The sequence below is a fragment of the Streptomyces sp. NBC_01235 genome (assembly GCF_035989285.1).
GTDB lineage: Bacteria > Actinomycetota > Actinomycetes > Streptomycetales > Streptomycetaceae > Streptomyces.
Genome location: NZ_CP108513.1, coordinates 5783979 through 5810621, shown reverse-complemented (window position 1 = coordinate 5810621; position 26643 = coordinate 5783979). Strand labels below are relative to the sequence as shown.

At 68.5% G+C, this 26643-nt stretch carries 20 protein-coding genes and 1 tRNA gene; 8 read left to right on the top strand and 13 right to left on the bottom strand.

The window, feature by feature from the left end; genetic code table 11:
• Positions 1-4 precede the first annotated feature (4 nt).
• The 7 genes from OG289_RS25870 to OG289_RS25840 all read right to left on the bottom strand — a co-directional run bounded on the left by OG289_RS25870 (position 5) and on the right by OG289_RS25840 (position 11414).
• Positions 5-6436 carry a type I polyketide synthase gene (locus OG289_RS25870; RefSeq protein WP_327316398.1) on the bottom strand — a complete coding sequence of 2144 codons (6432 nt, stop codon included), beginning with the start codon at positions 6434-6436 and terminating at the stop codon, positions 5-7.
• A 70-nt stretch (positions 6437-6506) separates the two neighbouring features.
• On the bottom strand, positions 6507-6908 hold the full coding sequence (locus OG289_RS25865; RefSeq protein WP_327316397.1) for an acyl carrier protein: 402 nt from the start codon (positions 6906-6908) through the stop codon (positions 6507-6509).
• 7 nt (positions 6909-6915) lie between these two features.
• On the bottom strand, positions 6916-7491 hold the full coding sequence (locus OG289_RS25860; RefSeq protein WP_327316396.1) for an FcoT family thioesterase: 576 nt from the start codon (positions 7489-7491) through the stop codon (positions 6916-6918).
• A 22-nt stretch (positions 7492-7513) separates the two neighbouring features.
• Positions 7514-8734 carry a cytochrome P450 family protein gene (locus OG289_RS25855; RefSeq protein WP_327316395.1) on the bottom strand — a complete coding sequence of 407 codons (1221 nt, stop codon included), beginning with the start codon at positions 8732-8734 and terminating at the stop codon, positions 7514-7516.
• Positions 8735-8736: 2 nt separating this feature from the next.
• Entirely contained in the window at positions 8737-9939 is a 1203-nt protein-coding gene (locus tag OG289_RS25850) for a cytochrome P450 family protein (protein ID WP_327316394.1), read from the bottom strand.
• 40 nt (positions 9940-9979) lie between these two features.
• The gene (gene scoE, locus OG289_RS25845) at positions 9980-10867 is read right to left on the bottom strand and encodes a (3R)-3-[(carboxymethyl)amino]fatty acid oxygenase/decarboxylase (RefSeq protein ID WP_442818952.1); all 888 of its coding nucleotides are present in this window, start codon (positions 10865-10867) and stop codon (positions 9980-9982) included.
• A 391-nt stretch (positions 10868-11258) separates the two neighbouring features.
• Positions 11259-11414, bottom strand: a complete 156-nt coding sequence (locus OG289_RS25840) for a hypothetical protein (protein ID WP_327316392.1) — start codon at positions 11412-11414, stop codon at positions 11259-11261.
• 746 nt (positions 11415-12160) lie between these two features.
• On the opposite strand from OG289_RS25840, the gene OG289_RS25835 reads away from it, so the two are divergent.
• Positions 12161-13099, top strand: a complete 939-nt coding sequence (locus tag OG289_RS25835; protein WP_327316391.1) for a hypothetical protein — start codon at positions 12161-12163, stop codon at positions 13097-13099.
• A gap of 191 nt (positions 13100-13290) precedes the next feature.
• On the opposite strand, the gene OG289_RS25830 is transcribed toward OG289_RS25835, so the two are convergent.
• Positions 13291-13374, bottom strand: a tRNA-Leu gene (locus OG289_RS25830).
• Between the two features lie 435 nt (positions 13375-13809).
• Here OG289_RS25830 and OG289_RS25825 point away from each other — a divergent pair.
• The 7 genes from OG289_RS25825 to OG289_RS25795 all read left to right on the top strand — a co-directional run bounded on the left by OG289_RS25825 (position 13810) and on the right by OG289_RS25795 (position 23158).
• Complete coding sequence (locus tag OG289_RS25825) at positions 13810-14703, top strand: DUF3662 and FHA domain-containing protein (protein ID WP_327316390.1); 894 nt, start codon at positions 13810-13812, stop codon at positions 14701-14703.
• Positions 14704-14713: 10 nt separating this feature from the next.
• Positions 14714-15232 carry an FHA domain-containing protein FhaB/FipA gene (locus OG289_RS25820; RefSeq protein WP_327316389.1) on the top strand — a complete coding sequence of 173 codons (519 nt, stop codon included), beginning with the start codon at positions 14714-14716 and terminating at the stop codon, positions 15230-15232.
• Positions 15233-15372: 140 nt separating this feature from the next.
• Positions 15373-16896, top strand: a complete 1524-nt coding sequence (locus OG289_RS25815) for a Stp1/IreP family PP2C-type Ser/Thr phosphatase (protein WP_327320802.1) — start codon at positions 15373-15375, stop codon at positions 16894-16896.
• Positions 16897-16923: 27 nt separating this feature from the next.
• Entirely contained in the window at positions 16924-18363 is a 1440-nt protein-coding gene (locus OG289_RS25810; protein WP_327316388.1) for an FtsW/RodA/SpoVE family cell cycle protein, read from the top strand.
• Positions 18360-19829: a peptidoglycan D,D-transpeptidase FtsI family protein gene (locus tag OG289_RS25805; protein WP_327316387.1), complete on the top strand. Its 1470-nt coding sequence runs from the start codon at positions 18360-18362 to the stop codon at positions 19827-19829. Before OG289_RS25810 ends, OG289_RS25805 begins: the two co-directional genes overlap by 4 nt.
• Positions 19830-19998: 169 nt before the next feature.
• Positions 19999-21978, top strand: coding sequence for a Stk1 family PASTA domain-containing Ser/Thr kinase (pknB, locus tag OG289_RS25800; RefSeq protein WP_327316386.1), 1980 nt, complete (start codon positions 19999-20001; stop codon positions 21976-21978).
• Positions 21979-22108: 130 nt separating this feature from the next.
• Complete coding sequence (locus OG289_RS25795; protein ID WP_327316385.1) at positions 22109-23158, top strand: restriction endonuclease; 1050 nt, start codon at positions 22109-22111, stop codon at positions 23156-23158.
• Positions 23159-23258: 100 nt separating this feature from the next.
• On the opposite strand, the gene OG289_RS25790 is transcribed toward OG289_RS25795, so the two are convergent.
• Genes OG289_RS25790 through OG289_RS25770 form a run of 5 tightly spaced genes read right to left on the bottom strand, consistent with a single transcriptional unit; the run spans position 23259 to position 26634 of the window.
• Positions 23259-24014, bottom strand: coding sequence for a class E sortase (locus OG289_RS25790; protein ID WP_327316384.1), 756 nt, complete (start codon positions 24012-24014; stop codon positions 23259-23261).
• A gap of 32 nt (positions 24015-24046) precedes the next feature.
• A complete protein-coding gene (locus OG289_RS25785; RefSeq protein ID WP_327316383.1) occupies positions 24047-25105 on the bottom strand; it encodes a class E sortase in 1059 nt (352 codons plus the stop codon).
• Positions 25102-25740, bottom strand: coding sequence for an aminodeoxychorismate/anthranilate synthase component II (locus OG289_RS25780; protein WP_319337525.1), 639 nt, complete (start codon positions 25738-25740; stop codon positions 25102-25104). The genes OG289_RS25785 and OG289_RS25780 overlap by 4 nt, the downstream gene beginning before the upstream one ends.
• Positions 25737-25898 carry a hypothetical protein gene (locus tag OG289_RS25775; protein WP_020130626.1) on the bottom strand — a complete coding sequence of 54 codons (162 nt, stop codon included), beginning with the start codon at positions 25896-25898 and terminating at the stop codon, positions 25737-25739. Before OG289_RS25775 ends, OG289_RS25780 begins: the two co-directional genes overlap by 4 nt.
• 52 nt (positions 25899-25950) lie before the next feature.
• Positions 25951-26634, bottom strand: a complete 684-nt coding sequence (locus tag OG289_RS25770; protein ID WP_327316382.1) for a class E sortase — start codon at positions 26632-26634, stop codon at positions 25951-25953.
• Positions 26635-26643: the final 9 nt, after the last annotated feature.

Genomic DNA, 26643 nt, shown 5'->3' with positions numbered 1-26643 from the left:
CGGCTCACAGCTCCATCATCGCGGCGAGCTCGGCGTCGGCCTCGGCGTCGGAGAGCACCGCCACGTCGTCAGCGGACTGCTCGTCCTCGGCTGCCGCCTGCGGTACGAGCTGCTGCTCCAGGTACTCGGTGAGCACCCCGATCGACGGGTAGTCGAAGACGATCGCGGAGGACAGCGGCACCTGGAGGGCCGCTTCGAGGCTGTTCTTCAGTTCCACCGCGCTGAGCGAGTCCAGGCCCAGTTCGAGGAACTTCGCGTTGACGCCGACGTCGTCGGGCCCCTCGAAGTGGAGCAGTCCCGCGATCCGGGCACGGACCAGCTCGTTGACGGAGGAGAGCCGCTCGGACTTCGGCAGCGCGCGCAGCGCGTCCAGGTCGACGGTGTGGACAGCGGCGCCGCCGGCTCCGGCCACCTCACGGTAGAAGGCGTTGGCGGCCGGCCGGGCCGAGACGAAGCGGTCCCAGTCGAACTCGCCGATCATCAGGTGCGCGGCGGGCTTCCCGAGCGCCTTGAACATCGAGCGGGTGCCGTCGGCGGGCTTGAGAAACCTCATGCCCTGGGACTCGATGCTGCGGACCAGCTGCTCGCTCAGCTCCGCGGCCATGCCCACCTCGGCCCAGGGGCCCCAGCTGATGCTCAGGCCCGGCAGGTTCTGCGCTCCGCGCCACTGCATGAGCGCGTCGATGAACGCGTTGCCCGCCGCGTAGTTGCCCTGCGCGGCCGACCCGACCACCGAGGCGATCGAGGAGAAGCCGACGAAGAACGGCGCGTCCGGGAGGTCGCGCAGCGCCTCGTGCAGATGCCAGGTCCCGTACACCTTGGGCTGGAAGACCTTGTCGATGCTTTCCCAGGAGAGGGAGGAGATCGGCATGTCCGCGAGGACACCGGCTGTGTGCAGAACGCCGCCCAGCGGGTGCGGCCCGGCCGCCACGAAGTCGACGAGCCGCTGGACGTCGTCGGCCGAGGCCACATCGCACTGCAGCGTGCTGACCCGCACCCCCTCGCCCAGCCCGGCGGCGATCGCTGCGGCATCCGCCTCCGGGACGGCCCGCCGGCCGACCAGGACGAGGTCCCGGGCACCGAGGTCGACGAGCTTCTGCGCCATCACCAGCCCCAGGGCGCCCATGCCGCCGGTGATCACGTACGAGCGGTCGGCCGTGATGGTGACCGGGCGCTCGCGGAAGCCGTCCTCCTGCTCAAAGCTGATCACCAGCTTGCCGACGTTGGCTCCGCGGCTGAGGACCGCGAATGCCTCCTCGATCTCGTCCAGGGTGTAGGCGGTCGTCGGGAGCGGCTGCACCGCACCCTCGCAGAGCAGCCCCGCCACCGTCTGGAGGATGCCCTTGTTGACCTTCTGCAGCTCCTCCTCCGCGAACTCGCTGAGGTCGAAGTTGTCGTACTTCACGTCCGGCCGCGCCGTATGCGCCTGCTCGGCCGACCAGATGCCGATCTTGCCGAGCTCCACGAACCGGCCACCCTCGCCGAGCGCCTTCATGCCGGCCGTGATGTAGTCCTTGTTCAGGCTGTTCAGGACGATGTCGACGCCCTTGCCGCCGGTGACCTCCAGTACCTGGTCGGCGAACTCCAGGGTGCGGGAGTTGAAGACGTGCTCGATGCCCTGGGCGCGCAGCAGCTCCTGCTTGCGGGGGCTGGCGGTGGCGATGATCTCGGCGCCCGCGAGCTTGGCCAGCTGCACCGCGGCCTGACCCACACCGCCGGCCGCCGCGTGGATGAGGATCTTGTCACCCTGCTTGATGCCGGCCAGGTCGTGCAAGGCGTAGTGGGCGGTGACATAGGCGGTGGCCAGTCCGGCTGCCTCGGCGAACCCGATGTTGGCGGGCTTGCGCACCGCCATCGCCGACGGCACGGTGACGCGCCGCTTCATGCAGCCGAGGTGGCTGAGCAGCACCTCCTCGCCGGGCCGGAACTCCGCGTCGGGGCCGGCCGCGACCACCGTGCCGGCCCCCTCGAAGCCGAGGTCGAGGGGCTGGTACTCGATGCCGCTGTCCTCCGCGTGGGCCTTGAGCAGCCCCAGCACGTTGAGGACGTCCTTGAAGTTCAGGCCCGCCGCGTGCACCTGGACCTGGATCTGGTCGCCCTGGGGTGCCACGTCCTCGATGGGCACGGCCCGGACGTTGGAGAACTCCCCGAACTCGGTGATGGCGAGCTCGAAGTTGGCGTCGTTCGTACCGGCCGGGTCGGCGCGGTGGATCCGGCGCACGTGCCGGTTGCCGTCCCGGAAGGCGACCTGGTACTCGTCCGGCTCGGCGGTCAGCAGCTCGTCGGCCAGGGCCTTGGTGTCGCCGCCGACGGGGAGGTCGATCAGCGTGGCCTGGTAGGTGGGGTACTCGTTCCACAGCGTGAGGCCGAGGCCCCACAGGGTCGCGGCGGGCGAGACCTCCGAGGCACGGCCCGGCCGGCCGGGGAGGTCACCGGGCAGCCGCTGGGCCGCCTCGGTGACCAGCCACAGCCGCTGGTCGCGCCCGAACGCCGCCTTCTCCAGCGCCGCCAGGAGGTCCAGCAGCTCGCGGTAGTTGGCCTCGCACTCCGCCCGCAGGCGCTCGGCCGTGACCGGGCCCGGTGCGCTCTTCCAGAACCAGCAGACGTCGGTGGGCCGCTCGCCCAGCAGCCCGGCGGCCCCCTTGGCGTCCGGCGCGAACGTCAGCGAGGCGCCGCCTGCGTCGAGGTGCTCGCGTACGGACTCGAAGTCCGCCGCGCCCTGGTTGACCACCAGGATGCGCCGCTCGCGTTCGCCGCCGCCCTGGCGTACCAGGGAGCGCTTCAGCCAGCGCGGCTCGTGGAACAGCTGCCGGCGCGGGGCGCCCGCGGCAGCGGTGACCTTCTTCAGCCGGAAGCCGTGCACGACGAACACCGGCCGGCCGTCCTCCGTCAGGAGCATGTCCGCGGTCATCTCGCCGTCGGCGTTCTCCTCACTGGTGAGCCGCACGTAGCTGCGCAGCTCGTCGCTCTTGGGCTTCTTCAGCAGCTGGAAGCGGCCGAAGCCGACCGGGAGGTAGGTGTTGCCGTTGTCCAGCACCCCGGCCAGCGACTGGGTGACGTTGTCGAGCACGACCGGCGGCAGGTGCTCCAGCACGTGGGCCACCCGGCCGCGCAGCCGGGCGACGGAGACACTGTCGCCCTGACGTGCGATGTGCTCGATGCGCTGGAACTCCGGGCCGTATTCGAGCCCGAGGTCGGCGAACTCCGCGTACAGGTCGTCGGGGCGGCGGGGCAGCGACGGATGGCCCTCGGCCACCGCCTTGGTCTCCAGCTCCGCAGCGACCGCCCGCAGCTCCGGAAGCAGGGTGTACTCCGTGCCGATCCGGGCGGTGACGTGGCAGCGCTCGATGGCGTTGTCGGCTCCCGGTGTCCGGCTGAGGATCTCGACCTCCGCGCTGCCGCCGGGGAGCCGGCGCAGCCGCGTACGGATCTCGGTGCGCTGCTCGTCCGAGAGGATCAGCGGCTCCAGGATCGCCACGTCCTCCAGGATCCGGCCGCTCTCGCCGTACACCGCGTCCTGCAGGGCGAGCAGGATCTCGACGTAGCCGGCGCCGGGGAACACCGTCTGTCCCATGATGACGTGGTCGACCAGGTAGGACGGCTGGTCGGGACCGATCTCGGCGGCGAACTCGCGCGCGCCGTCCCGGAGCTGCGCGGCGGTGCTCACCTCGGCGCCGAGCAGCGAGTGGTGCGCCCGCGAGGCGTCGACCACGCGCTCCTTGGAGTGCCGGTCGCCGGTGATGGGCAGCCAGTACCGCTTGGTGTCGAAGGCGTACGTCGGCAGTACGGTCCGCCGCCCGCCGCGCCCCTGGTGGTAGCCCTCCCAGTCGATCCGCAGGCCGGCGGCGTAGCACTCGGCCACCGAGGCCCGGACGACCGAGGAGTCCGTGTCACCCTTCGCCGAACTCCGGAGCCAGACGTGCTCCTTGGCGTCCAGGATCCGCTTGCCCAGTCCCAGCAGGGTTCCCGAGGGGCCCACCTCGATGAAGACGTGGCGGCCGCGGGCGCCGATCGCGGCCATGCCGGCCTGGAAGTTGACGGGCTCCGCGATGTGCCGCACCCAGTACTCGGGGGTGGACATCTCGGCGACCTCGGCGACCCGGCCGGAGACGTTGGAGATCAGGGAGAATTCGGGCTCGCGGAAGGTGATGTCCTGGATCTCCTCGCGGAAGGCGTCGAAGACCTCTGCCATCAGCGGCGAGTGGAAGGCGTGCGAGACCGCGAGCCGCTTGGCGCGCAGACCGCGCTCCTCGAGCCGGCCGGTGATGGCCGCGACGGAGGCCTCACCGCCGGAGACGACGCAGTGACCGGGGGCGTTGAAGGCGCCGAAGGTGACGTCCTCGTACGCTTCGAGGAGAGGGGCGACCTCGTTCTCCGCGGCTTCCACGGCGACCATCGCGCCGGGTGCGGTGACGGACTGCATCAGCCGGGCCCTCGCCGCGACCAGCCGGACCGCGTCCTGAAGCGAGAAGAGTCCGGCCACGGTCGCCGCGACCACCTCGCCGATGCTGTGGCCGATCAGAACGCTCGGCTGGACGCCCCAGCTCAGCCACAACTGTGCGGTGGCGTACTCCAGGGAGAACAGCGCGGGCTGGGTGAAGCAGGTCTGGTCGATCGCCTCCGGGTCCTCGGCGTCACCGAGGACGAGTGCCTTGACGGACCGGCCGATCCGCGCTTCGAAGAGCCGGTCGCAGGCGTCCAGGTGCTCCCGGAACACCGGGTAGGCGTCGTAGAGCGGCCTGCCCATGCCCGCGTACTGAGAGCCCTGGCCGGTGAAGAGGAAGGCGGTCCTGCTCAGGTCGGGGCGGGCGATGGGGGTGCGATCGAGCAGCGCCGACAGTTCTTCGGTGTCGCGTACCACGCCCACCAGCCTGCTGCCGAAGTGGGCCCGGGCGACGTTGCTGGTGTAGCAGACGTCGGCCAGGCTCAGGTCCGGGTGCTCGGCGAGGTGCGCACGGTGGCGCTCCCTCTGGAGTGCCAGGGCCTTGTCGTTCTTCGCCGAGAGGGTGAAGATGTGCCCCCCGTCGGTCACCGACGGTTCGGTGGGGGCGAATGCGGGGGCCTGTTCCAGTACGGCGCAGGCGATGGTGCCCGCGAAGCCGAAGGAGTTGACGATGGCGCGGCGGGTGTCCGCCTTCCAGGGCCGTCCGCCGACCGGCACCTCGACGCAGTAGTCGTCCCACGGGATGTGCTCCGAGGGGGTCGCCATGTTCAGGTGCGGGTAGATCTGCCCGCTGTGCAGCTGCAGCACCGCCTTGATCACACCGCCGATACCGGCCGCAGCCTCCATGTGGCCGACGTTGGTCTTCAGCGAGCCGACGACGATCGGCGCCGCCTTCGAGTGCGACTCGGCGAAGACGGACTGGATGGCTCCGACCTCGATGGGGTCACCCAGCGAGGTGCCGGTGCCGTGCGCCTCGACGTACTGGATGTCCGCGGGGTCCAGCACCGCGTTGTCGAGCGCGGCGCGGATGACCATGGCCTGGGCGGAGCCGTTGGGCACGGTCAGGCCGCCGCTCTCGCCGTCCTGGCGCACTGCCGAACCACGTACCAGCGCCAGCACGCGGTCCCCGTCGCGCTTGGCGTCCGTGAGCCGCTTGAGCACCACCATCCCGCAGCCCTCGCTGCGGCTGTATCCGTCGGCGGAGGAGTCGAAGGTCTTGCACTCGCCGTCGACGGAGAGCATGTTCGCCTGCGAGAAGACGATGTGGTTGCGCGGGTGGTGGATCACGTTCACCCCGCCGGCCAGCGCGATGTCGCACTCGCCGCGGCGCAGGCCCTCGGCGGCCAGGTGCAGGGTCACCAGGGAGGCGGAGCAGGCGGTGTCCACGGCCATGCTCGGTCCGCGCCAGCCGAGGAAGTACGAGATCCGGCCAGGCACCGCGGAGTGCGCCGTCCCGGTACCTATGTTGGCATCCAGCTCCTCGTACGCGAGGGCGTCCGCCTCGATGGTGTAGTCGACGGTGGAGACGCCGACGTAGACACCGCCATTGCCGTTCCGCAGGCTGTTCGGGTCGATTCCCGCCTCTTCCAGGGCTTCCCACGCGGTCTCCAGCGCGAGCCGCTGCTGCGGATCGATGTACTGCGCTTCCTTCGGCGAGATGTTGAAGAACTGCGGGTCGAACTGGTCCACCCGGTCCAGGAATCCGCCGGCGAACGTGCGGATCTTTCCCTTCGCGTCCTGACCGCCCGAGGAGAAACCCTCCACGTCCCAGCGGTCCACGGGGATCGGCCCCGTACCCGACCGGCCCTGCTCGAGGAATTCGGCGAAGCCCGGAAGTGTGGAGTTCCCACCGGGGAAACGCATTCCGACGCCCACGATCGCAATGGGCTCGTGCTTTTCGAGCAGCAACTCCCTGAGCACTTTCCGCTGCTCCCGAAGTGCTTCGCGAGCAGCGTCCAGTTCTTCCTGCACATCTGGGCGCCGGTTGGACATGGTGGTTCCTCCGCTCCAGAGGCAGCGCAGCGCCCCCCGGAATAGGTCGTTGGTCAGGCCAGGTGTGCGTTCAGCCTTTGTACAGGTCGTTCAGCAGGTCGGTGACCAGTGCCCTGCGGTCGGCCGGCACGGAGCTGGCGGCCCTTCCCTCCGATGCCGTTGACTCCCCGATCAGCTTCGGGAGGATCTCGTTCTGCAGGTATTCCACGAGGCGACCCAGTGTCGGTACCGCGAACAGCACGGCCGTGTCGATGGCACAGCCGAGTTGCGCCTCCAGACGCTGCTTGATCTCGGTGACACGGAGCGAGGTCAGGCCCAGGTCGAAGTAGTTCTGGTCCAGCGGAACGTCTTCGCCCTCGGACATGAGCAGCGCGGTCCGGAACTCTGTGCGCGCCAGCTCCTCGACCCGAGAACGCCGCTCCGGCCGGGAAAGGCTGCGCAACTGCTCAACCAGTGGCGTGTTCTTCGTCATGAATGCCTCAGGATCGATTCTGATTGCTGATCGGGTTGGTGATGGCTATGCGGACTTCGCCATGGCAGTTGCCGCCGTTCTCGTCCCAGTAACGGCAGGAGGTCTGCGCGACCAGCAGTGCCTCGTGGAGGTCGTCCCCCTCCCATTCGGTGAGGTCGAGGATCTCGATCTCACCGGAGAACTTCCCGCCCTGCATCGCACGCCGGAAGGAGCTGCGGAAATCGGTGATGAGGAAGTCGGCAAGCTGACGCGACCAGTAGTCCGCCATGCTCCAGGAAGAGAGCGGCTCCAGGAGCCGCTCCTTCACCACCTTGGCGATCACGTAATACATCATCTGGTTGTAACAGATGTTGAATTCGACCGAGTTGAAGTGTCCGGTGTCGTCGATGTAGCACGACTCCGGGATCTCGAACTCGCAGGACGCCGACACCCGTCCCACCTCTCCGGGGCGGTCGGCCAGCTTCACCACCGCGGACTTGAGGTATTGACAGTTGAGCCGGTACGGCTTCAACACCTGCTCGAGCAGTACCTCGTCGGTGGCGAATTCGGTTGCCCACGCCGACGGCTGGGACAGGGCCAGCATCTCATTACCCCCCAGGATGAGCTCAGTACATGACAGGCAGCTTTTCGAGGGACCGGATGGAATACCCGGGCCGCAGCCTGAGAGTTTCCGCCGGTACCGCCAGCCGAAGGTTCGGGAGGCGGTGCAACACGGCCTCCAGCACCGCCGTGATCTCCATGCGGGCGAGTTCGGCGCCGGCACAGAAGTGCGGCCCTTGCCCGAGGGAGACGTGGCGGTTGGGCGACCGCTCCGGATCGAAGACCTCGGCGAGCTCGAACTTCTCCGGATCGCGGTTGGCCGCACTGAGCGACAGGAACACGGCAGCTCCGGCCGGAATGGTCTCGCCGCCCACCTCGATGTCCTCGGCGGCGAACCGCCGTGCGCCGGTGTGGCTGGCGCCGTGCAGCCGCAGGAACTCCTCCACGGCCGACGGCATCAGTTCCGGCTGCTCGCGCAGCCGCTGCGCCAGGTCCGGCTCCTCCAGCAGCCGCAGGACGGCCGAGCCGATGACGCCGGCGGTGGGGTCGTAACCGCCCAGCAGGACCATGAAGCCAAGGCCCAGCAGTTCATCGGTCTCCAGTGGCTCTTCCTGCCCCTGGAGTCCCCGGATCCAGTCGTTCCAGATGTCGTCGCTCGGTTCCTTCCGCTTCAGCTCGACCAGCCGGGACAGGCAGTGCAGCATGCTGATGCCGCCCTTGCGCAGCTCCTCCTGATCCAGGCCCACGAGCGCGTCGGCCCAGCGCCGGAAGTCCGCTTGCTCCTCCGCCGAGACGTCCAGCATCTCGGCGATGATCGTGATGGGCAGCGGCATGGCGAGACTGGCCATCAGGTCCGTCTCGCCGCTGTCACCGAGCGCGGTGACGAGCTCGTCGGTCACCGCCTCGATGCGGGGCCGCAGAGGCCGCACCCGCTTCGGCGCGAACGCCAGGTTCATGTACCGGCGCAGCCGCGTGTGCACGGGCGGGTCCTCACGGACCAGCGACCTGGAGAACTCGACGGGCAGCGGGAAGCGGAAGTAATCGCCCTTGGCATGCCGCACATGGCGCACCAGCCGGTGGTCGCCCAGCAACTGGTGCACATCGGCGTAGCGGGTGACCAGCCAGGCGTCGTAGCCCTCAGGCGTCTTGATCCGGTGGACCGGCCCCTCGGTCTGCAGACGACGGTACGTGGCGTACGGGTCCGCGAAGTAGGCGGCGTCGAAGGGGGTCTTCACTGCGCCGTACGGACAGCGGGGCGCCCCCGGAGCATCCGGCGTCGTCGTCATGTTCAGAACCTCACCGGCAGCTCGTGCGGGACCCGGATCAGGTACGACGGGCGCCAGACGACCTCCTCCTCGGACACGGCCAGCTGCATCTTCGGGAAACGACGGACCAGTTCACCCAGCGCGATGCGCAGCTCGTGCCGGGCGAGCTCCTTGCCCGGGCAGTGGTGCGGGCCCCGGCCGAAACCGAGCTGCCAGTTCTCCTCGCGCTCGAAGTCCAGCTGGTCGGGATCGGCGAAGCGCATCGGGCAGCGGTTGGCCGCGCCGAGTGAGATCAGCACGCAGTCGCCGGCGGCGATGGTCTCGTCACCGATCACCACGTCCTCGGCCGCGAACCGCCGGATGCCGCTGTGGGTGGAGCCGTCCCAGCGCATCAGTTCCTCGACCGCGTCCGGGATGATCTCCGGATTGGCTCGCATCTGCTCGGCCTTCTCCGGGTGCTTGAGCAGTGCGATCACGGAGGCACCGATCTGGCCGACCGTCGTGTCGTAGCCGCCGAGCAGCAGGAAGAAGGTCATGCCGATCATTTCCTGATCGGTCAGCGGGTTGCCCTCGTCGTCCTTGACCGAGACCCAGTACGAGATCAGGTCGTCGGCCGGCTCGCGGCGCTTGAGGTCGATGAGCCCCTGAACGTAGACGAGCAGCTGCTCGGCGGCCTGGCGGGCGCGCTCGGGCGCGCCGCCGAGGAGCTCGTCGCTCCAGTAGCGGAAGTCGCCCCGCTGGTCGTCCGGCACACCGAGGATGCCGGTGGTCATCGCGATCGGGAGCGGCGCGGCCAGGCCGTCCATGATGTCGCCGCCGCCGTTGGCCTCCATGGCGTCGAGCAGTTCCTTGGTGACCTGCTCGATCCGGGGCACCATGGCCGCGACCCGCTTCGGGGTGAAGGCGAAGTTCATGAAGCGGCGGAGGCGGGTGTGGATCTGCCCGTCCTCCATGTGCAGGTTCCCGGAGCGGACGATCTCCGGCAGGATCTCGCTCTGGTAGTCGGGGCCGGCATGCCGGCGGTTACGGACCAGGCGGCGGTCCTTGAGCGCCTCGCTGGCCTCCTCGTAGCCGGTGATGAGCCAGACGTCGTTGCCGTCCGACAGGGACACGCGGTGCAGGGGCGCGCCCGTCGTGTGCAACTCGGCGTAGGTCGGATACGGGTCCTTGAAGAACGCCTCGTCGAACGGATTCGGGTGCTTGGGGGCCGGCTGCGCTGTGGTCATGACGACTCTTTCTCGGTCGTGAGGTGCAGGAACGGGCTGGTCAGGCGGAGATGCCCTCGTAGAACGGAAAGTGGTCGTGCACGGTGACGCGGTACGAGACGGTGGGCTCCGGCGTCGCGGTGTGCAACGCGCGGTGCACGAGGCTGCGGTTGTCCCAGAGCAGAAGGTCGCCCTGCTCGAAGGTCTGGAGGTGGATGTTCTCGTGCTCGCACGTCAGGTCCAGCTGGCCCACGGCCTCCAGCGCGTCCTTCAGAACCGAGTCGTCGAGCCGGTTGCCGTCGGCGTCCTGCAGTTCGGCGGTGAACCCCTCGCTGATGTAGAGGACCTGTTCGCCGGTCCCTGGGTGTTTGAAGACCGCCGGGTGCGGCGACGCCGGTGTCTTGGTCTCGATCTCGTCGAGGATCTCGGAGATCGGGCGGTACACGTCGGTCGGGCGGATCTTGAAGTACCGGCGCACGGTCTGCACCGCCACCGCATCGGCGAGGGTGGCCTTCAGCTCGCCGGAGAGGTTCTCGTAGGCCTTCCCCATGTCGATGAAGTAGGTTCCGCGGTTCTTCTTCGGTATGACCTGGGGGTAGATCAGCGTGAGCCCGAAGGGCTTCGGCATGAACATGTAGTCGGCATGCCAGAACTTGCCCGTCTTCGGGACCCCGATCTGCTTTTCCCCGTCGCTCATATTGGAGGAGACGAAGACTTCCTTCACCTCGGGGTGCTGGTACATCGGCTCGTAGTAGGTCTCGGGAGTACCGAGCCTCTGGCCGAGTTCCAGGAATTTCTCGGGTGAGAGGTCCTGGTTCTTGAGCACCAGGATCTTGTCGCGGTAGGTCCGGGTCTTGAGCTCCTCGAAATCCTCTTCCGAAGCAGTGGCCAGATCGAAGCCCTCAACCACGGCCCCCATCTTTTCGCCGGCCTGTCGAGTGATTTCCAATTCAATCCTCCCCATTGACTGAAAACGAACATTCATCGGCAAGCTCATGCTCACAACAACCTATCCCGGTACGCTAAAGATCCCCTTAACATAGGCTTTTCATGAAGGTGATCAGTTCAACTGGCGGGCCGTTTTCGCTTTGTCGGGCTGCTGGTGGGCAGGCCGCGGGCCCGACCCTCGCGTCGGGTGAGCGCCGGGTTCCACGGCTCCGGCCGTTGGAGCTGCCGGCAGGGACGGCCCAGTGCCGGCGAGAGCGGGCACCGGCAGGCGATCTCCCAGACACTCGCGCACCGGCGCTCTACGTGACGGGCGCAACCGGCCGGTGCCCTGAGTGGGCTGTTTCGCACGTTCACGCCGGAGGAGGTCAGCGGCCCATTCAGAGGTCAGCGACTCATTCAAGGGAGATCACCCCGTCGGGAAGCCATCCCTCCCAGTAGCCGTCCATGACGTCGAGCAGTACTTCGGGGTTACCCGTACGCCGCCATCCCGCAGTGCGGCTGTCGTCCACCACCGCGCGCCCGGCGCGAGCAGGACGCGGACGTCGCACGGCCAGGCTCTTGCCGCGGGTGCCGCCAGGACGAAGTTCCCCTCACCGCGACGCTGCAAGGCTTGTAGCCACCAGAACAGCCACCTGGCCACCGAAAAGCCGGACAGCCGGCCCCCGCGGCTCCAGCGTGGCGCACACGTCGCACCAGGAGACTTTCTCGAGTCCCCCGGCTGACTTCGGGGACGAAGCTGAGTACGCAGTCCGTCATTACGACACCCTGGTCAAGCAATCCAAGTCAGCCATCGAAAGGCTGAACGCAGCGCTGCGCGAGGAAACCGAGAAATGCGAGGCGCTGATCGCTCACTGCGAGGAGACGAAGCGTCTGGGGGCGATCGAGTGGTACCTGGCCACCGGCTGCCTGCACCTGGAGGAGTCCTTCTGCTCCAACCGCCGCTGCCGCCTCAGCAGACTCCGCCGCGCCCTGCTCGGCCCCGACCTGATCACCGGCAACCCGGCGCGTACTCCGCCTCACCGGCTCAGACGCCTCCCGCCCCCACACACAGCAGGAACAAACCCAGCTGTACGCCTCCGCCCTCCCTCGCCCAGCCCATCGACGAACCGCGTTACGGCTACCTGACCCTGCTCGCCCTCACCCTCGGCTGCGCCCTGGACTCACCCGAGATCATCCCGCTGCGCACCCACGACGTCCGCGAGGCACCCCACGGCGCCGCGGCCGTCGCCGTCCGCGGACCCCGCGCCCGCGTGGCAGCCCTTGCACCCTTCCGGTCGAGGCCCTCCTGGCCGGCATGTGCCTGACCGCCGCACGCAACGGCGGCGTCATCCTCTTCACCGCTGTCACGGGCCTGCTGCACTTCGCGCTCTCCAACGAGGTGCGCCGGCACCCCGGCCTGTGCCGCCACCCCGATCACGACCGCGGCTTCGAGGCCGCCTACGCCGTCGTCCGCCGTCGCATCCACAGCGTCCTCGACGCGATCGGCCGGTCCCCACCGCCCAAGAACCACCGACTGGCCCGCGGCCACGCCCAGAAGCTCCTGGCCCAGGCCGACCCCGCCGAGCTCGCCCGCAAGCGCACGCTCATGCTCCGCGTGGCCAACATGATCCTCGCCATGTCCCTGCGTGAGGCCCTGCCCCTCCTGGACAACTGGGACGGCTCGTCCTGCGTCGACGCCACCGTCATCGGCACCTACGCCAAGGGCCTCGCCCCGACAGCCCCGACAGCCCCGTCACCTCCGCCGACCCCGACGCCGCCTGGTACGTCCGCACCGCCAAGCACAAAGACCCCTCGCCCTCGTCGACCCCGCCCCCAGCCCCGCGGGCTCGCCCCCCGTGCTGCAGCCAGAAGACCGTCACGGTCCCCCCGGAAGCCGGCGCCAACCTCTGGCAGCCCCTCCAGTACGGCTCCGAAGCCTGGCAGCGCGTGTACTTCCGGCTCCGCAACAGCGTCGAAGGCATCTGCGGCTACGCCCAAGGACCCCCTCTACGAACGCATCGAAGTCGCCGGCACCCGCCGCATCCGCGGCATCGCCGCCCAGACCCTTCCGCCGGCTTCCAACTGGCCCACGCCAACCGCCGCAAGCTCACCGCCCGGGCGGACTCCATCGCCCTCCACGGCAATCGACCCCACCGCCGCCCTACCCGCCGCCGCAAGACCGAGCCACTGGGCACCTGGACCCCCAAGGGCTACGTCACCCAGCCCTGAGACCTTCCTCACAAGCCACCGGTAGCCCGCCGCAAGACAACCAGCCGGCCGCAGAGCAACCGAAGATCCACACCTGAAACAAATCGGACCGCCGACGGCCCAAGCCGTCCGCGGTCCACGTGTTTCTCACCACACACAGAGGAACGGGCGGCATCGTGATCACGATGCCGCCCGTTCCGTCGGTGCAACTGGAGCACTCTCGTCGGTGCTCCCTTGTGCGCGAGGGGGGAGTTGAACCCCCACGCCCTTGCGGGCACTGGAACCTGAATCCAGCGCGTCTGCCTATTCCGCCACCCGCGCATTGGGTGTGTCCTCGGGCTTGTGGGCTTTTCGGCCTGCCGCCTTCCGACATGCAGAACATTAGCACGCGGTCCAGGGTGCGTTCACATCCCTTTTTAGCGGGCAGGGAGCAGGTGGGAGACGACGGCAACCCCGTACGTCTCGGCGGTGACTGGTTCACGTATCAACCTCGTACCTAAGGCAGCCGTCTCCCCAGGAGCCGGACGAGGAGCACAGTCAGGTGCGGGACACTGGTCCACGGCCACCTCTACGATCCTGGGCAGAAGCGAGTGTCCGAAGCAGGTGCGCAAGAGGGCGTCGACACCCGTCGACGGGTGTCGACAGGGGGAACCAGCCGATTCACCGGCGCGTGGATACGATCAGTAAGCAGTACCAGGTAAGCAGCAGGGCAAGCAGCACGGCACGGGACAGCAGCCACTACGGAGGAGGTGCCCCATGGGAGTTCTGAAGAAGTTCGAGCAGCGTCTCGAGGGTCTGGTCAACGGCACCTTCGCCAAGGTCTTCAAGTCCGAGGTCCAGCCGGTGGAGATCGCCGGCGCGCTCCAGCGCGAGTGCGACAACAACGCGACCATCTGGAACCGGGACCGGACCGTCGTCCCCAACGACTTCATCGTGGAGCTGAGCACGCCGGACTACGAGCGGCTCAGCCCCTACTCCGGCCAGCTCGGCGACGAGCTCGCCGGTATGGTGCGCGACTACGCCAAGCAGCAGCGCTACACCTTCATGGGACCGATCAAGGTCAACCTGGAGAAGGCCGAGGACCTCGACACCGGCCTGTACCGGGTGCGCAGCCGTACGCTCGCCTCCTCCAGCAGCCAGGCGCCCGAGCAGGCGCCCGCCGCCGGCGGCCGGCAGCGCCCCGGCGGCCCGGGCAACGCCTCTTACCTCGGCGCAGGCGGGGCCGCCGCTCCGCCCATGCCCTCCGCTCCGCCGCCCGGCGGCGCCCCCGGCGCCCGTCCCGGCGGCTACGGCTACCCGCCCGCCGCAGGCGCCCAGCGCCCCGGCGCGGCAGGCGGAGGCCTGGCCGGGGCTCCGCAGCCCGGGTCCCGCACCCGCCACTGGATCGAGATCAACGGCACCCGCCACCAGATCTCCCGCGCGACGCTCGTGCTGGGCCGCAGCACCGAGGCCGACGTGCGGATCGACGACCCCGGCGTCTCGCGCCGGCACTGCGAGATCCGGACCGGTTCGCCCTCGACGATCCAGGATCTCGGTTCCACCAACGGCATCGTGGTGGACGGGCAGCACACCACCCGCGCTACGCTCCGCGACGGCTCGCGGATCGTCGTGGGCAGCACCACCATCATTTACCGGCAAGCCGAAGGGTGAAGCGGGGGCAATGTCAGAGCTGACCCTCACGGTCATGCGGCTGGGTTTCCTGGCCGTACTGTGGCTGTTCGTGATCGTGGCCGTGCAGGTCATCCGCAGCGACCTGTTCGGTACACGGGTCACCCAGCGCGGTTCGCGCCGGGAGGCCGGGCGGGCGCAGCAGGCCCAGCGCCAACAGGCGCCTCCGCAGCAGCGCCAGCAGCCCGCCGCCGCCGCCGGCCGCACGCGCCGCAACGCACCGACGAAGCTGGTCGTGTCCGAGGGCACCCTCACCGGCACGACCGTCGCGCTCCAGGGCCAGACCATCACTCTGGGCCGGGCGCACGACAGCACGATCGTGCTGGACGACGACTACGCCTCCAGCCGCCATGCCAGGATCTACCCAGACCGCGACGGCCAGTGGATCGTCGAGGACCTGGGTTCCACCAACGGCACGTACCTCGACCGATCGCGGCTGACGACTCCCACGCCGATCCCGCTGGGCGCGCCGATTCGTATCGGCAAGACCGTCATCGAGCTTCGGAAGTAGTGCTACATCATGAGTGAGCGCGAGCGGAGCGAGCACGCGGCGGCGGCCGGAACCCAGGGCCCCGGTGTGCTCCCGACCGGAGGGTGGGCAGTGTGGCTCGACACGACCGGCTGTACCCGGGGCCGACGGGCGAGGTGCGCATGAGTCTGTCACTGCGTTTCGCCGCCGGATCGCACAAGGGCATGATCCGGGAGGGCAACGAGGACTCCGGTTACGCCGGTCCGCGCCTGCTCGCCATCGCCGACGGCATGGGCGGCGCCGCCGCCGGTGAGGTCGCCTCCTCCGAGGCCATCTCCACCATCGTCGCCCTCGACGACGACGTCCCCGGCTCGGACGTCCTCACCTCGCTCGGTACCGCCGTCCAGCGCGCCAACGACCAGTTGCGCGCCCTGGTCGAGGAGGACCCGCAGCTCGAGGGCATGGGGACCACCCTGACCGCCCTGCTGTGGACCGGCCAGCGTCTGGGTCTCGTGCACGTCGGCGACTCGCGCGCGTATCTGCTGCGCGACGGCGTGCTGACACAGATCACGCAGGACCACACCTGGGTGCAGCGCCTCGTCGACGAGGGCCGTATCACCGAGGAAGAGGCCACCACCCACCCGCAGCGGTCGCTGCTGATGCGGGCATTGGGCAGCGGTGAGCATGTCGAGCCGGACCTGTCGATCCGTGAGGTCCGGGCCGGCGACCGCTACCTGATCTGCTCGGACGGTCTGTCGGGCGTCGTCTCCCACCAGACGCTGGAAGACACCCTCGCCAGCTACCAGGGCCCGCAGGAGACCGTGCAGGAGCTGATCCAGCTCGCGCTGCGCGGCGGCGGCCCCGACAACATCACCGTCATCGTCGCCGACGTCCTCGACCTGGACACCGGGGACACGCTCGCCGGGCAGCTGTCGGACGTGCCGGTCGTGGTCGGCGCGGTCGCCGAGAACCAACTCCAGCTGCACGACAACGGCATCATGCAGACCCCCGCGGGCCGCGCCTCCGGCCTCGGCCGCAGGCAGCACGGGCACGACGGGGGCGGCGAGTTCGGCCCGCCCGGCTCCGGCGGCGACATCACCGGCTTCATCCCCACAGACGGCTTCGGCGACTACACCGACGACGACTTCGTCAAGCCGCGCAAGGGCCGTAAGTGGCTGAAGAGATCCTTCTACAGCGTGCTCGCCCTCGCAGTGATCGGCGGCGGCCTGTACGGCGGCTGGCGCTGGACGCAGACGCAGTACTACGTCGGCACCAAGGACGAGCACGTCGCCCTGTACCGGGGTATCAGCCAGGACCTGGCCTGGGTGTCGCTGTCGAAGGTGGAGAAGGACCACCCCGAGATCGAACTCAAGTACCTCCCGGAGTACCAGCAGAAGCTGGTCGAGGCGACGATCGCCGAAGGCAACCTGTCCGCCGCCCAGAAGAAGATCGACGAGCTGGCCGTGCAGGCCTCCGCCTGCAAGAAGCAGGCCGACGCCGCCACGGCGGGCAAAACCAGCTCGAAGACCGGCGCGGGCAAGGCCGGCGGCACCACGGGAACCACACCCACGTCCCTCACGTCCAAGGCATCGCCGAGCCCCTCGGCAACCGCGTCCCCGTCCGTATCCGCGACCGCCACTCCCACCCCCGGCCCCAGCCTTTCGGAGGAAGAGCAGAAGGTCGTCTCGCGGTGCGGTGAGCAGTAGGCAAGCCGTGAGAGGCCCCGTCACACGATGAGCAGTACTACCAACTCGCCGACGCACCACACGTCAACGATCGGCTCGATCGGCACGCCGAGCCGGCGCAACACCGAGCTCGCGCTGCTGGTGTTCGCCGTCGTCATCCCGGTCTTCGCCTACGCCAACGTGGGTCTGGCCATCAACGAGCAGGTGCCGTCCGGCCTCCTGAGCTACGGGCTCGGCCTCGGACTGCTGGCCGGCGTCGCCCATCTCGTCGTCCGCAAGTTCGCGCCGTACGCGGATCCGCTGCTGCTGCCGCTGGCCACCCTGCTGAACGGGCTGGGACTGGTCGCCATCTGGCGCCTCGACCAGTCGAAGTACCTCCAGCAGGCCCAGCAGGCCGGCACGGCCGCGCCACGACAGCTGCTCTACACGGCGATGGGCATCGGCCTCTTCATCGTGGTGCTGATCTTCCTCAAGGACCACCGCGTCCTTCAGCGCTACACCTACATCTCGATGGTCGGCGCGCTGTTCCTGCTGCTGCTGCCGCTCGTGCCGGGCCTCGGACAGAACATCTACGGCGCCAAGATCTGGATCTCGGTGGCCGGTTTCTCCATCCAGCCGGGTGAGTTCGCCAAGATCGTGCTGGCGATCTTCTTCGCCGGCTATCTGATGGTGAAGCGCGACGCCCTCGCCCTGGCCAGCCGCCGCTTCCTCGGCCTCTACCTGCCGCGCGGCCGCGACCTCGGCCCCATCCTGGTCGTCTGGTTCATCTCGATCCTCATCCTGGTCTTCGAGACCGACCTCGGCACCTCGCTGCTGTTCTTCGGCATGTTCGTGATCATGCTGTACGTGGCCACCGAACGGACCAGCTGGATCGTCTTCGGTCTGCTGATGTCCGCGGCCGGCGCGGTCGGCGTGGCCAGCGTCGAGCCGCACGTCCAGCAGCGCGTCCAGGCCTGGCTCGACCCGATGAAGGAGTACAAGCTCTCCCAGGCCGGTGTCGGCGGCCACTCCGAGCAGGCCATGCAGGCCCTGTGGGCGTTCGGCTCGGGCGGCACCCTCGGCACCGGCTGGGGCCAGGGCCACTCCGAGCTGATCAAGTTCGCCGCCAACTCCGACTTCATCCTCGCCACCTTCGGCGAGGAACTGGGCCTGGCCGGCATCATGGCGCTGCTGCTGCTGTACGGCCTGATCGCGGAGCGCGGCGTGCGCACCGCCCTCGCCGCCCGCGACCCGTTCGGCAAGATGCTCGCCATCGGCCTCTCCGGCGCCTTCGCCCTCCAGGTGTTCGTCGTCGCCGGCGGTGTGATGGGCCTCATCCCGCTCACCGGTATGACGATGCCCTTCCTGGCGTACGGCGGATCCTCCGTCATCGCCAACTGGGCGTTGATCGGCATCCTGATCAGAATCAGCGACACGGCGCGCCGCCCGGCACCCGCCCCCGCCTCCAACCCCGACGCCGAGATGACCCAGGTGGTCCGCCCGTCATGAACAAGCCCCTGCGCCGGATCGCGATCTTCTGCGGCCTCCTCGTGCTGACCCTGCTGCTGCGCGACAACTACCTCCAGTACGTCAAGGCGGACAGCCTCGCCAGCGACACCAAGAACCGCCGCGTCAACATCACCCGCTACTCCACCCCGCGCGGCAACATCGTCGTCGACGGCAAGGCCATCACCGGCTCGGTGGAGACCAGCGGCGACTACAAGTACAAGCGCACCTGGACCAACGGCGCCATGTGGGCGCCGGTCACCGGCTACTCCTCGCAGGCGTTCGGCGCCAACCAGCTGGAGAAGCTGGAGGACGGCATCCTCAGCGGCAACGACGACCAGCTCTTCTTCCGCAACACCCTGGACATGATCACGGGCAAGGAGAAGGAGGGCGGCAGCGTCGTCACCACCCTCAACGCCGCCGCGCAGAAGGCCGCGTACACCGGCCTGGGCGACAAGAAGGGCGCCGTCGCCGCGATCGAGCCGTCCACCGGCAAGATCCTCGCGCTGGTCTCCACGCCGTCCTACGACCCGTCGAAGTTCGCAGGATCCTCCGACTCCGACCAGGCGGCGTGGCAGGCGGTCCAGAAGGACAAGGACCCCGACAACCCGATGCTCAACCGGGCGCTGCGCGAGACCTACCCGCCCGGTTCCACGTTCAAGGTGGTCACGGCCGCGGCCGCGCTGGAGAACGGCGAGGTCGACGACATCGACTCCAAGACCGACACCCCGGACCCGTTCCCGCTGCCGCAGTCCACGCAAAAGCTCGGCAACGAGCACGGCGCCTGCGAGAACGCCACCCTGCGCTACGGGCTCATGGTGTCCTGCAACACCGTCTTCGCGAAGATGGCCGACAACGTCGGCAACAAGAAGATGATCGAACAGGCGAACAAGTTCGGCTTCAACGAGGCGGAACTGGACACCCCGGTGCGCGCCGCCGAGAGCGTCTACCCCGAGGACAACCAGCCGCAGAACGCTCTGGACGGCATCGGCCAGGGCTCCAACCGCGCCACCCCGCTCCAGATGGCCATGGTCGCCTCGGCGGTCGCCAACGACGGCAAGCTGATGAAGCCGTACATGGTCGACCAGCTCAAGGCCCCGAACCTGGACACCCTGGAGACGACCGAGCCCCAGCAGCTGTCCCAGGCCGTCTCCTCCAAGACCGCGCAGGCCCTGCAGGAGATGATGGAGACGGTCGTCAACGACCCGCAGGGCACCGGTGGCAAGGCCAAGATCGACGGCGTCAAGGTCGGCGGCAAGACCGGTACCGCCCAGCACGGCCTCAACAACAGCGAGAAGCCGTACGCCTGGTTCATCTCGTACGCGAAGCTGTCCGACGGCAGCGTGCCGGTGGCCGTCGCCGTCGTCGTCGAGGACGGCGCCGCCAACCGCGGCGACATCACCGGTGGCGGTCTGGCCGGTCCGATCGCGAGGAACGTGATGAAGGCAGTCATCGACAGCAAGAAGTGACCCCCATCACGTCGCCTACACATCGGTGCACGTTGCGATACCGGTCCTGTATCGGGTGACGGGCTTGGCCAGGTCACGAAGCGCCGTCCGGGTACGGTATGCCCGGACGGCAGCCTCCGGCCGCACACGTGTGCCGGTCGGGACCGACGGAGAGGGCTGGTAGGTAGCTATGGAAGAGCCGCGTCGCCTCGGCGGCCGGTACGAGCTGGGCCACGTGCTCGGTCGTGGTGGCATGGCGGAGGTCTACCTCGCGCATGACACCCGCCTCGGCCGCACCGTGGCGGTGAAGACGCTGCGCGCGGACCTCGCGCGCGACCCTTCCTTCCAGGCCCGGTTCCGCCGGGAGGCCCAGTCTGCCGCCTCGCTCAACCACCCCGCGATCGTTGCGGTCTACGACACGGGCGAGGACTACATCGACGGGGTCTCGATCCCGTACATCGTCATGGAGTACGTCGACGGCTCCACGCTCCGCGAGCTGCTCCACTCCGGCCGCAAGCTGCTGCCGGAGCGGACGCTGGAGATGACCATCGGCATCCTCCAGGCCCTGGAGTACTCGCACAGAGCCGGCATCGTCCACCGCGACATCAAGCCCGCGAACGTCATGCTGACGCGCAACGGCCAGGTCAAGGTCATGGACTTCGGTATCGCCCGCGCCATGGGCGACTCCGGGATGACGATGACGCAGACCTCCGCGGTCATCGGCACCGCCCAGTACCTCTCGCCGGAGCAGGCGAAGGGCGAGCAGGTCGACGCGCGCTCCGACCTCTACTCGACGGGCTGCCTGCTCTACGAGCTGCTGACGGTACGGCCGCCGTTCGTCGGGGATTCCCCGGTCGCGGTTGCCTACCAGCACGTCCGGGAGGAACCGCAGCCCCCGAGCGTCTTCGACCCCGAGATCACCCCCGAGATGGACGCCATCGTCCTGAAGGCGCTGGTCAAGGACCCGAACTACCGCTACCAGTCGGCCGACGAGATGCGCCTGGACATCGAGGCCTGCCTCGACGGCCAGCCGGTCGCGGCGACGGCGGCGATGGGCTCGGTCGGCTACGGCGGTTACGGCGACGACCAGGCGACCACGGCCATGCGCTCCGCGGACGCCGGCGCCACGTCGATGCTGCCGCCCATGAACCCGGACGACGGCGGCTTCGGCTACGACGACCGTCCCGACCGGCGCCGCCAGAAGAAGTCCAACACCTCGACGATCCTGCTGGTCCTCGCCGCGGCGCTGGTGCTCGTCGGCGCGATCCTGATCGGCAAGTGGGTGTTCACCGGCGACCCCGCGGACAGCAAGCCCTTCGCGGCCCCGAACTTCGTGAACAAGACGCAGGCCGAGGCCGTGACGATGGCCAAGAACGTCGAGCTGAAGCCGGTCTTCACCCAGAAGGCCTGCGAGAGCACCGCCAAGGGCAACATCTGCTCGCAGGACCCGGCGGCCGGCAAGGACGTCAACAAGGGCGACACCGTCAACCTGGTCGTGTCGACGGGGGCGCCGAAGGTGGTCGTGCCGAGTGTCCTCGGCAAGACGCTGGACGAGGCCAAGACGCTCCTGGAGGGCGACAAGTACCAGTTCGTGGTGGAGACGAAGCAGGAGGTGTCCACCGAGCCGGAGGGCACCGTCCTGGAGCAGGACAAGAAGCTCGGCGACGAGGTGGAGAAGGGCACCACCATCACCCTCACCATCGCCAAGGCCGAGGAGAAGGCGACCGTCCCCGACGTCTCCAACAAGAGCTGTGAAGAGGCCAAGGCCCAGATGCAGCAGAACAACCTGCAGGGCAACTGCGTCGAGGTCGACACCCAGGACCAGAGCAAGGTCGGCAAGGTCATCCAGACCGTCCCGTCCATCGGCTCCCAGGCCGACAAGGGCTCCACGGTCCAGATCCAGATCGGCAAGAGCAGCCAGACCCAGGTCCCGGGCAACCTCCAGGGCATGACCCTGAAGGACGCCAAGAAAGCGCTCCAGGACGCGGGCCTGAACGTCGGCAACGTCACCGTGAATGACGACAACGCCATCGTCTTCAGCTCCGATCCCAGCCCTGGCAGCACGGTCAACAAGGGCCAGACGGTCAACCTCGTGACAGTCGGCGGAAACGGCAACAACAACGGCGGCAACGACGGCGGTACCAACATCTTCGGCGGTACCAGCGGTTAGCCGGGCGTAGGAACGAGACACGCGGGCCCCGCCGGAAGCATCCGGCGGGGCCCGCGCTCTTTGCCCCACCGGTCGAACGCATGCTCACCAAACGATCGTGTCTTCATTTATGCCCATTCGTTTACAGGACATGATCAACGAAACGGCGTTACTGGAATCCAAGAGTCTGCGCGACAGCGTGCTCGAACAGACGGACGCACTCGACCGGGTGAAGGCTCTGTCGCTGCTGCCGGACGGAATGCATGTGACCACGGCCATGGTGGCGGCGTACTTCGGCGTCACCACCGAGGCCATCCGCCGGCTCAAAGCACGGCACCACGAGGAGCTGTCGGCCAACGGAATGCTCACCCTGCAGGGCCCTGACCTCGCAGAATTTAAGCGTGACGTCCTGTCACGCTATCCGGCAGGTTACCCACAGCCTCGGTCCAGCCTCACTCTCTACTCCCGTCGCGCGGTCCTCAACGTCGCGATGCTCCTCCGTGACAGTGCAGTCGCCCGTCAGGTGCGCACATACCTTCTCGACATGGAGCACCGGGCGCGGACGCAGCCTGTGGACAACCCAGTCCCCTCGGACTCCGTGTCCCTCGACGACCGCATCGACCAGCGCATCACCCACATCCTCGGCAAGACCGTCGTACCCATGTTCAACGTCCTGATCGAAACATCAGGCGAGCATCAAAGAGAGCTGATCGCCCTCCGAACAGGCGTCCAGCGGATCGAGAAGCGGCTCCGACAGCACCACGCCCGGCTGCAGCGACTGGAAGCCCCACACGAGGATCGGCCCCTCGCCGGAGTCATGGCTTCCATGGACGCCATGAACGGGCGCGAGTTCGAGGAGCACATCGCCACACTGCTGCGCCGCGACGGCTGCACCGACGTCGTCGTGCAAGGCGGCGGAAGGGACCGCGGCGTCGACATCACCGCCCTCACGGCCCACGGGCGACGCCTCGTCGTCCAATGCAAGAGGTTCGCGCCCCACACCTCCATCACCAGCCCAGAGCTCCAGAAGTTCGTCGGGGCCGCCAAGGTCCTGCACGACTCCGAGGTGGCCCTGTTCGTGGCGACCTGTCCCTTTACCCGTGATGCCCTCAACATCGCCGCCGAGACCGGCATCACCGCCGTACACCGTGGGCTGTTGGAGGAGTGGAGCGCTGGGGCGGCCCTGAGGGTTCTCGAGTAACCAGGACACCGGACAGAAGGCCCGAAGCCGCAAAAGAAGGTTGCGGCTTCGGGCCTTCATCATGCTAGGTGACAGCCCTCCTGAAAGAAGGGCCGTCACCTCAGCTCAGTTCCTTCGGTGGTGTCCGGTCCGCGTTCACCTTGTCGACGCGGACCAGCTCCCCCCACACCACGTACCGGTAGCGCGAGGTGTACACCGGCGTGCAGGTCGTCAGCGTGATGTAGTGGCCGGCCTTCTTCCTGCCGGACTCCTTCGGGATCCGGCCGAGGACCTCGACGTTGTACTTCGAGGTCTCGGGAAGGACCGCGAACACCTTGTAGACGTACCAGTTGTCCTTCGTCTCGAAGACGATCGGGTCGCCCTTGTCCAGCTTGTCGATGTTGTGGAACTTCGCACCGTGGCCGTCGCGGTGGGCGGCGAGCGTGAAGTTGCCCTCCTTGCCGGTCGTCGGCAGGACGGCCTTCAGGGGATCGATGTAGTAGCCGGCGACGCCCTCGTTGAGGACCTTCGACGAGGTGCCCTTCTCGACCAGCACCTCGCCGTTCTTCATCGCGGGCACATGGAGGAAGCCGATGCCGTCCTTGGTGTCGAGCGCCCCGGGACCGGTGTCCTCCTGGGCCCAGCTGTCGCGCACCTTGTCGCCCTGCCGGTCCGCGTGCCGGTCGGCGACGACGTTGGTCCACCACAGCGAGTAGACGACGAACAGACCGAGCACCAGGCCGGCCGTGATGAGTAGCTCACCGAAGACACTCACGGCCAGCGCGATCCGGCCGCCGCCGCGCCGCCGGGGCGCGGGCTCGGGCGCGTCCACGCGCGCGTGCTCTTCGTGCTCGGTGTCGCCGGTGGTCGCTGCCACGTTCAATCTGCCCCTACTCGACTGCTGCACGCCTACTCGACGAGCGCATCCGGCTTGCCCTTGCTGCGCGGCCGTTCCTCGACCATCTTGCCCCAGACGATCAAGCGGTACTTGCTGGTGAACTCCGGGGTGCAGGTGGTGAGCGTGATGTACCGGCCCGGCCCGGTGAACCCGGAGTCCGGCGGGACCGGGTCGAGGACACTCGTGTTGCTCGGCGCGGTCACCGGCAGCGAGGACGTCATCTTGTAGACGAAGTACTCGTCCTGCGTCTCGACGACGATCTCGTCGCCCGCCTGCAACCTGTTGATGTACCGGAACGGCTCGCCGTGCGTGTTGCGGTGGCCCGCGAGCCCGAAGTTGCCGGTCTTCGCGTCGGGCATCGCCGTCGTCAGCGCACCCTCGCCGTAGTGCCCGACCATGCCCTTGTCGAGCACCTTCTTGTTGCTGACGCCCTCGGCGATCGGCACCACCACGTCCAGCTTCGGGATGTGGAGTATCGCGAAGCCCTGCCCCGGCGAGAACACGCCGGGGGCGCCCTTGCCGTTCGCCCAGTCGTCCTGGAGGCTGCTCGCCTCCTTGTCCGCCTGCGCGTGGGCCCGCACGTTCGTCCACCACAGCTGGTAGGTGACGAACAGCAGCATCAGCACGCCCGTGGTGATGAACACCTCCCCGACCGCGCGGCTGGCGACCACGGCCGCGCTCGGCTTACGGGCCCGCTGCTGTCGGCGGGCCTCGACGCGCGAGAGCGGCCGCTCGTCCTGGGTCGGCGCGTCGGCCCCGTTGTACGACTCGGACACCTCGCCCGGGCCGCCATGGCGCCCACGACGGCCCTTGGCGGCCTTTCTGCGGGCCGCTCGGCCACCGGCCGGGGATCCAGGGGCAGGAGAGGCCGCTGGGGCGCCAGAGGCCGATTTGGGCCCGCCGCCGAACGCGGACGCCGACGGCGGCATGCGCAGCGCCACCGTCTCCTCGTCGACGGGCGCCTGGTACGGCTCCCCCGCGTAGGGGCCGGCTCCGTACTGGTCACCGCCGAAGGACTCGTACGGCGCCGTGCCGTACGAGTCCTCGCGCTCGGGACGCAGCGCGGTCACGCCGTGGCCCTGCCCACCACCGGGGCGAGCCCCGCCGACCTCGCCACCGCGCCCTGATCGCCGCACTCCACCAGCCAGTTGGCCAGCATCCGGTGCCCGTGCTCGGTCAGCACCGACTCCGGGTGGAACTGGACGCCCTCGACAGGCAGTTCACGGTGGCGCAGGCCCATGATGATCCCGTCGTGCGTACGGGCGGTGACCTCGAGTTCGGCCGGGACCGTCTGCGGCTCGGCGGCCAGCGAGTGGTAGCGGGTCGCGGTGAAGGGGGTCGGCAGGCCGGCGAAGACGCCCTTGCCCCCGTGCTCCACCAGCGAGGTCTTGCCGTGCAGCAGCTCCGGCGCCCGGTCCACGACACCGCCGTACGCCACCTGCATCGACTGCATGCCCAGGCAGACGCCGAAGACGGGGACACCGGTGGCCGCGCAGTGCCGGACCATCTCGATACAGACGCCGGCCTCCTCGGGCGTGCCCGGGCCGGGGGACAGCAGGACGCCGTCGAAGCCGTCCTGGGCGTGGGCCGTGGAGACCTCGTCGTTGCGCAGGACCTCGCACTCGGCACCCAGCTGGTACAGGTACTGGACCAGGTTGAAGACGAAGCTGTCGTAGTTGTCGACGACGAGAATGCGCGCGCTCACTGGTTGTCCACCGTCACATCGTTGAAGGGAAGCAGCGGTTCGGCCCACGGGAAGACGTACTGGAAGAGCGCGTACACCACGGCCACGACCAGCATGATCGAGATCAGCGCCTTCACCCACGCGTTTCCCGGCAGATGCCGCCAGATCCAGCCGTACATGCCGTCCCTTCCGTCGCACCACGGCACCTGACTCACGCCGTACGCCACCAGACTAACGGCGCAGAGCCTTCGGTTCGCCTGCCTCCACAGGCTGTGTGGAGTCCAGGTGCGCCCAGACGATCAGCCGGTGACTGTGCCCCCATTCGGGATCGCACGTGGTCAACGTCAGATACCGGCCCGGACGCGTGTACCCCGACTTACGTGGCACAGCGTCGATCACCTCGACGTCCGAGGGCACGGTTTTGTCAGGGCCTTTGTCGATCCGATACGTGAACCAGGTCGTCCCGTCCGTCAGCACCACCGCGTCCCCCCGCCTGAGCTCGGGAAAGTCCTTGAACGGGTCGCCGTACGTACGGCGGTGGCCCGCGACGGAGAAGTTCCCGGTCTGGCCGAGCGCCGCCGTCCCGGTGTAGTGGCCCAGTCCCTTCTTCAGGGTGCCGGTCGCCGTGCCCTCGAGCACCGGTTTGTTCCACGTGAAACCGAGGCGCGGGATGTACATCACGGCGAAGGGCCTGCCGCTCCGGTACGGCGCCGGCCGCCCGGTGGCGGTGGGGCTCGCGCTCGGGGCGGGGCGCGCGGTCTGCTGGGCCCACTGGTCGTGCAGGTCGTCGATCTGGTCGTCCATGGCCCGGTCGGCCCGGACCCCGGTCCAGAACAGCACGTAGACGACGAAGAGGACGATGACGGCGCCGACGGTGATGCACAGCTCGCTGAACGTCCTGACGATCACCCGCACCGACACAGG

What these genes read in the sequence shown, in the direction of transcription:
- OG289_RS25795 (WP_327316385.1), top strand. Translation starts at nt 22,109, where the DNA reads ATGATCAACGAAACGGCGTTACTGGAATCCAAGAGTCTGCGCGACAGC.
- OG289_RS25810 (WP_327316388.1), top strand. Translation starts at nt 16,924, where the DNA reads ATGAGCAGTACTACCAACTCGCCGACGCACCACACGTCAACGATCGGC.
- pknB (WP_327316386.1), top strand. Translation starts at nt 19,999, where the DNA reads ATGGAAGAGCCGCGTCGCCTCGGCGGCCGGTACGAGCTGGGCCACGTG.
- OG289_RS25835 (WP_327316391.1), top strand. Translation starts at nt 12,161, where the DNA reads ATGTGCCTGACCGCCGCACGCAACGGCGGCGTCATCCTCTTCACCGCT.
- OG289_RS25865 (WP_327316397.1), bottom strand. Translation starts at nt 6,908, where the DNA reads ATGACGAAGAACACGCCACTGGTTGAGCAGTTGCGCAGCCTTTCCCGG.
- OG289_RS25855 (WP_327316395.1), bottom strand. Translation starts at nt 8,734, where the DNA reads ATGACGACGACGCCGGATGCTCCGGGGGCGCCCCGCTGTCCGTACGGC.
- OG289_RS25805 (WP_327316387.1), top strand. Translation starts at nt 18,360, where the DNA reads ATGAACAAGCCCCTGCGCCGGATCGCGATCTTCTGCGGCCTCCTCGTG.
- OG289_RS25850 (WP_327316394.1), bottom strand. Translation starts at nt 9,939, where the DNA reads ATGACCACAGCGCAGCCGGCCCCCAAGCACCCGAATCCGTTCGACGAG.
- OG289_RS25815 (WP_327320802.1), top strand. Translation starts at nt 15,373, where the DNA reads ATGAGTCTGTCACTGCGTTTCGCCGCCGGATCGCACAAGGGCATGATC.
- OG289_RS25860 (WP_327316396.1), bottom strand. Translation starts at nt 7,491, where the DNA reads ATGCTGGCCCTGTCCCAGCCGTCGGCGTGGGCAACCGAATTCGCCACC.
- OG289_RS25870 (WP_327316398.1), bottom strand. Translation starts at nt 6,436, where the DNA reads ATGTCCAACCGGCGCCCAGATGTGCAGGAAGAACTGGACGCTGCTCGC.
- OG289_RS25820 (WP_327316389.1), top strand. Translation starts at nt 14,714, where the DNA reads ATGTCAGAGCTGACCCTCACGGTCATGCGGCTGGGTTTCCTGGCCGTA.
- OG289_RS25775 (WP_020130626.1), bottom strand. Translation starts at nt 25,898, where the DNA reads ATGTACGGCTGGATCTGGCGGCATCTGCCGGGAAACGCGTGGGTGAAG.
- OG289_RS25825 (WP_327316390.1), top strand. Translation starts at nt 13,810, where the DNA reads ATGGGAGTTCTGAAGAAGTTCGAGCAGCGTCTCGAGGGTCTGGTCAAC.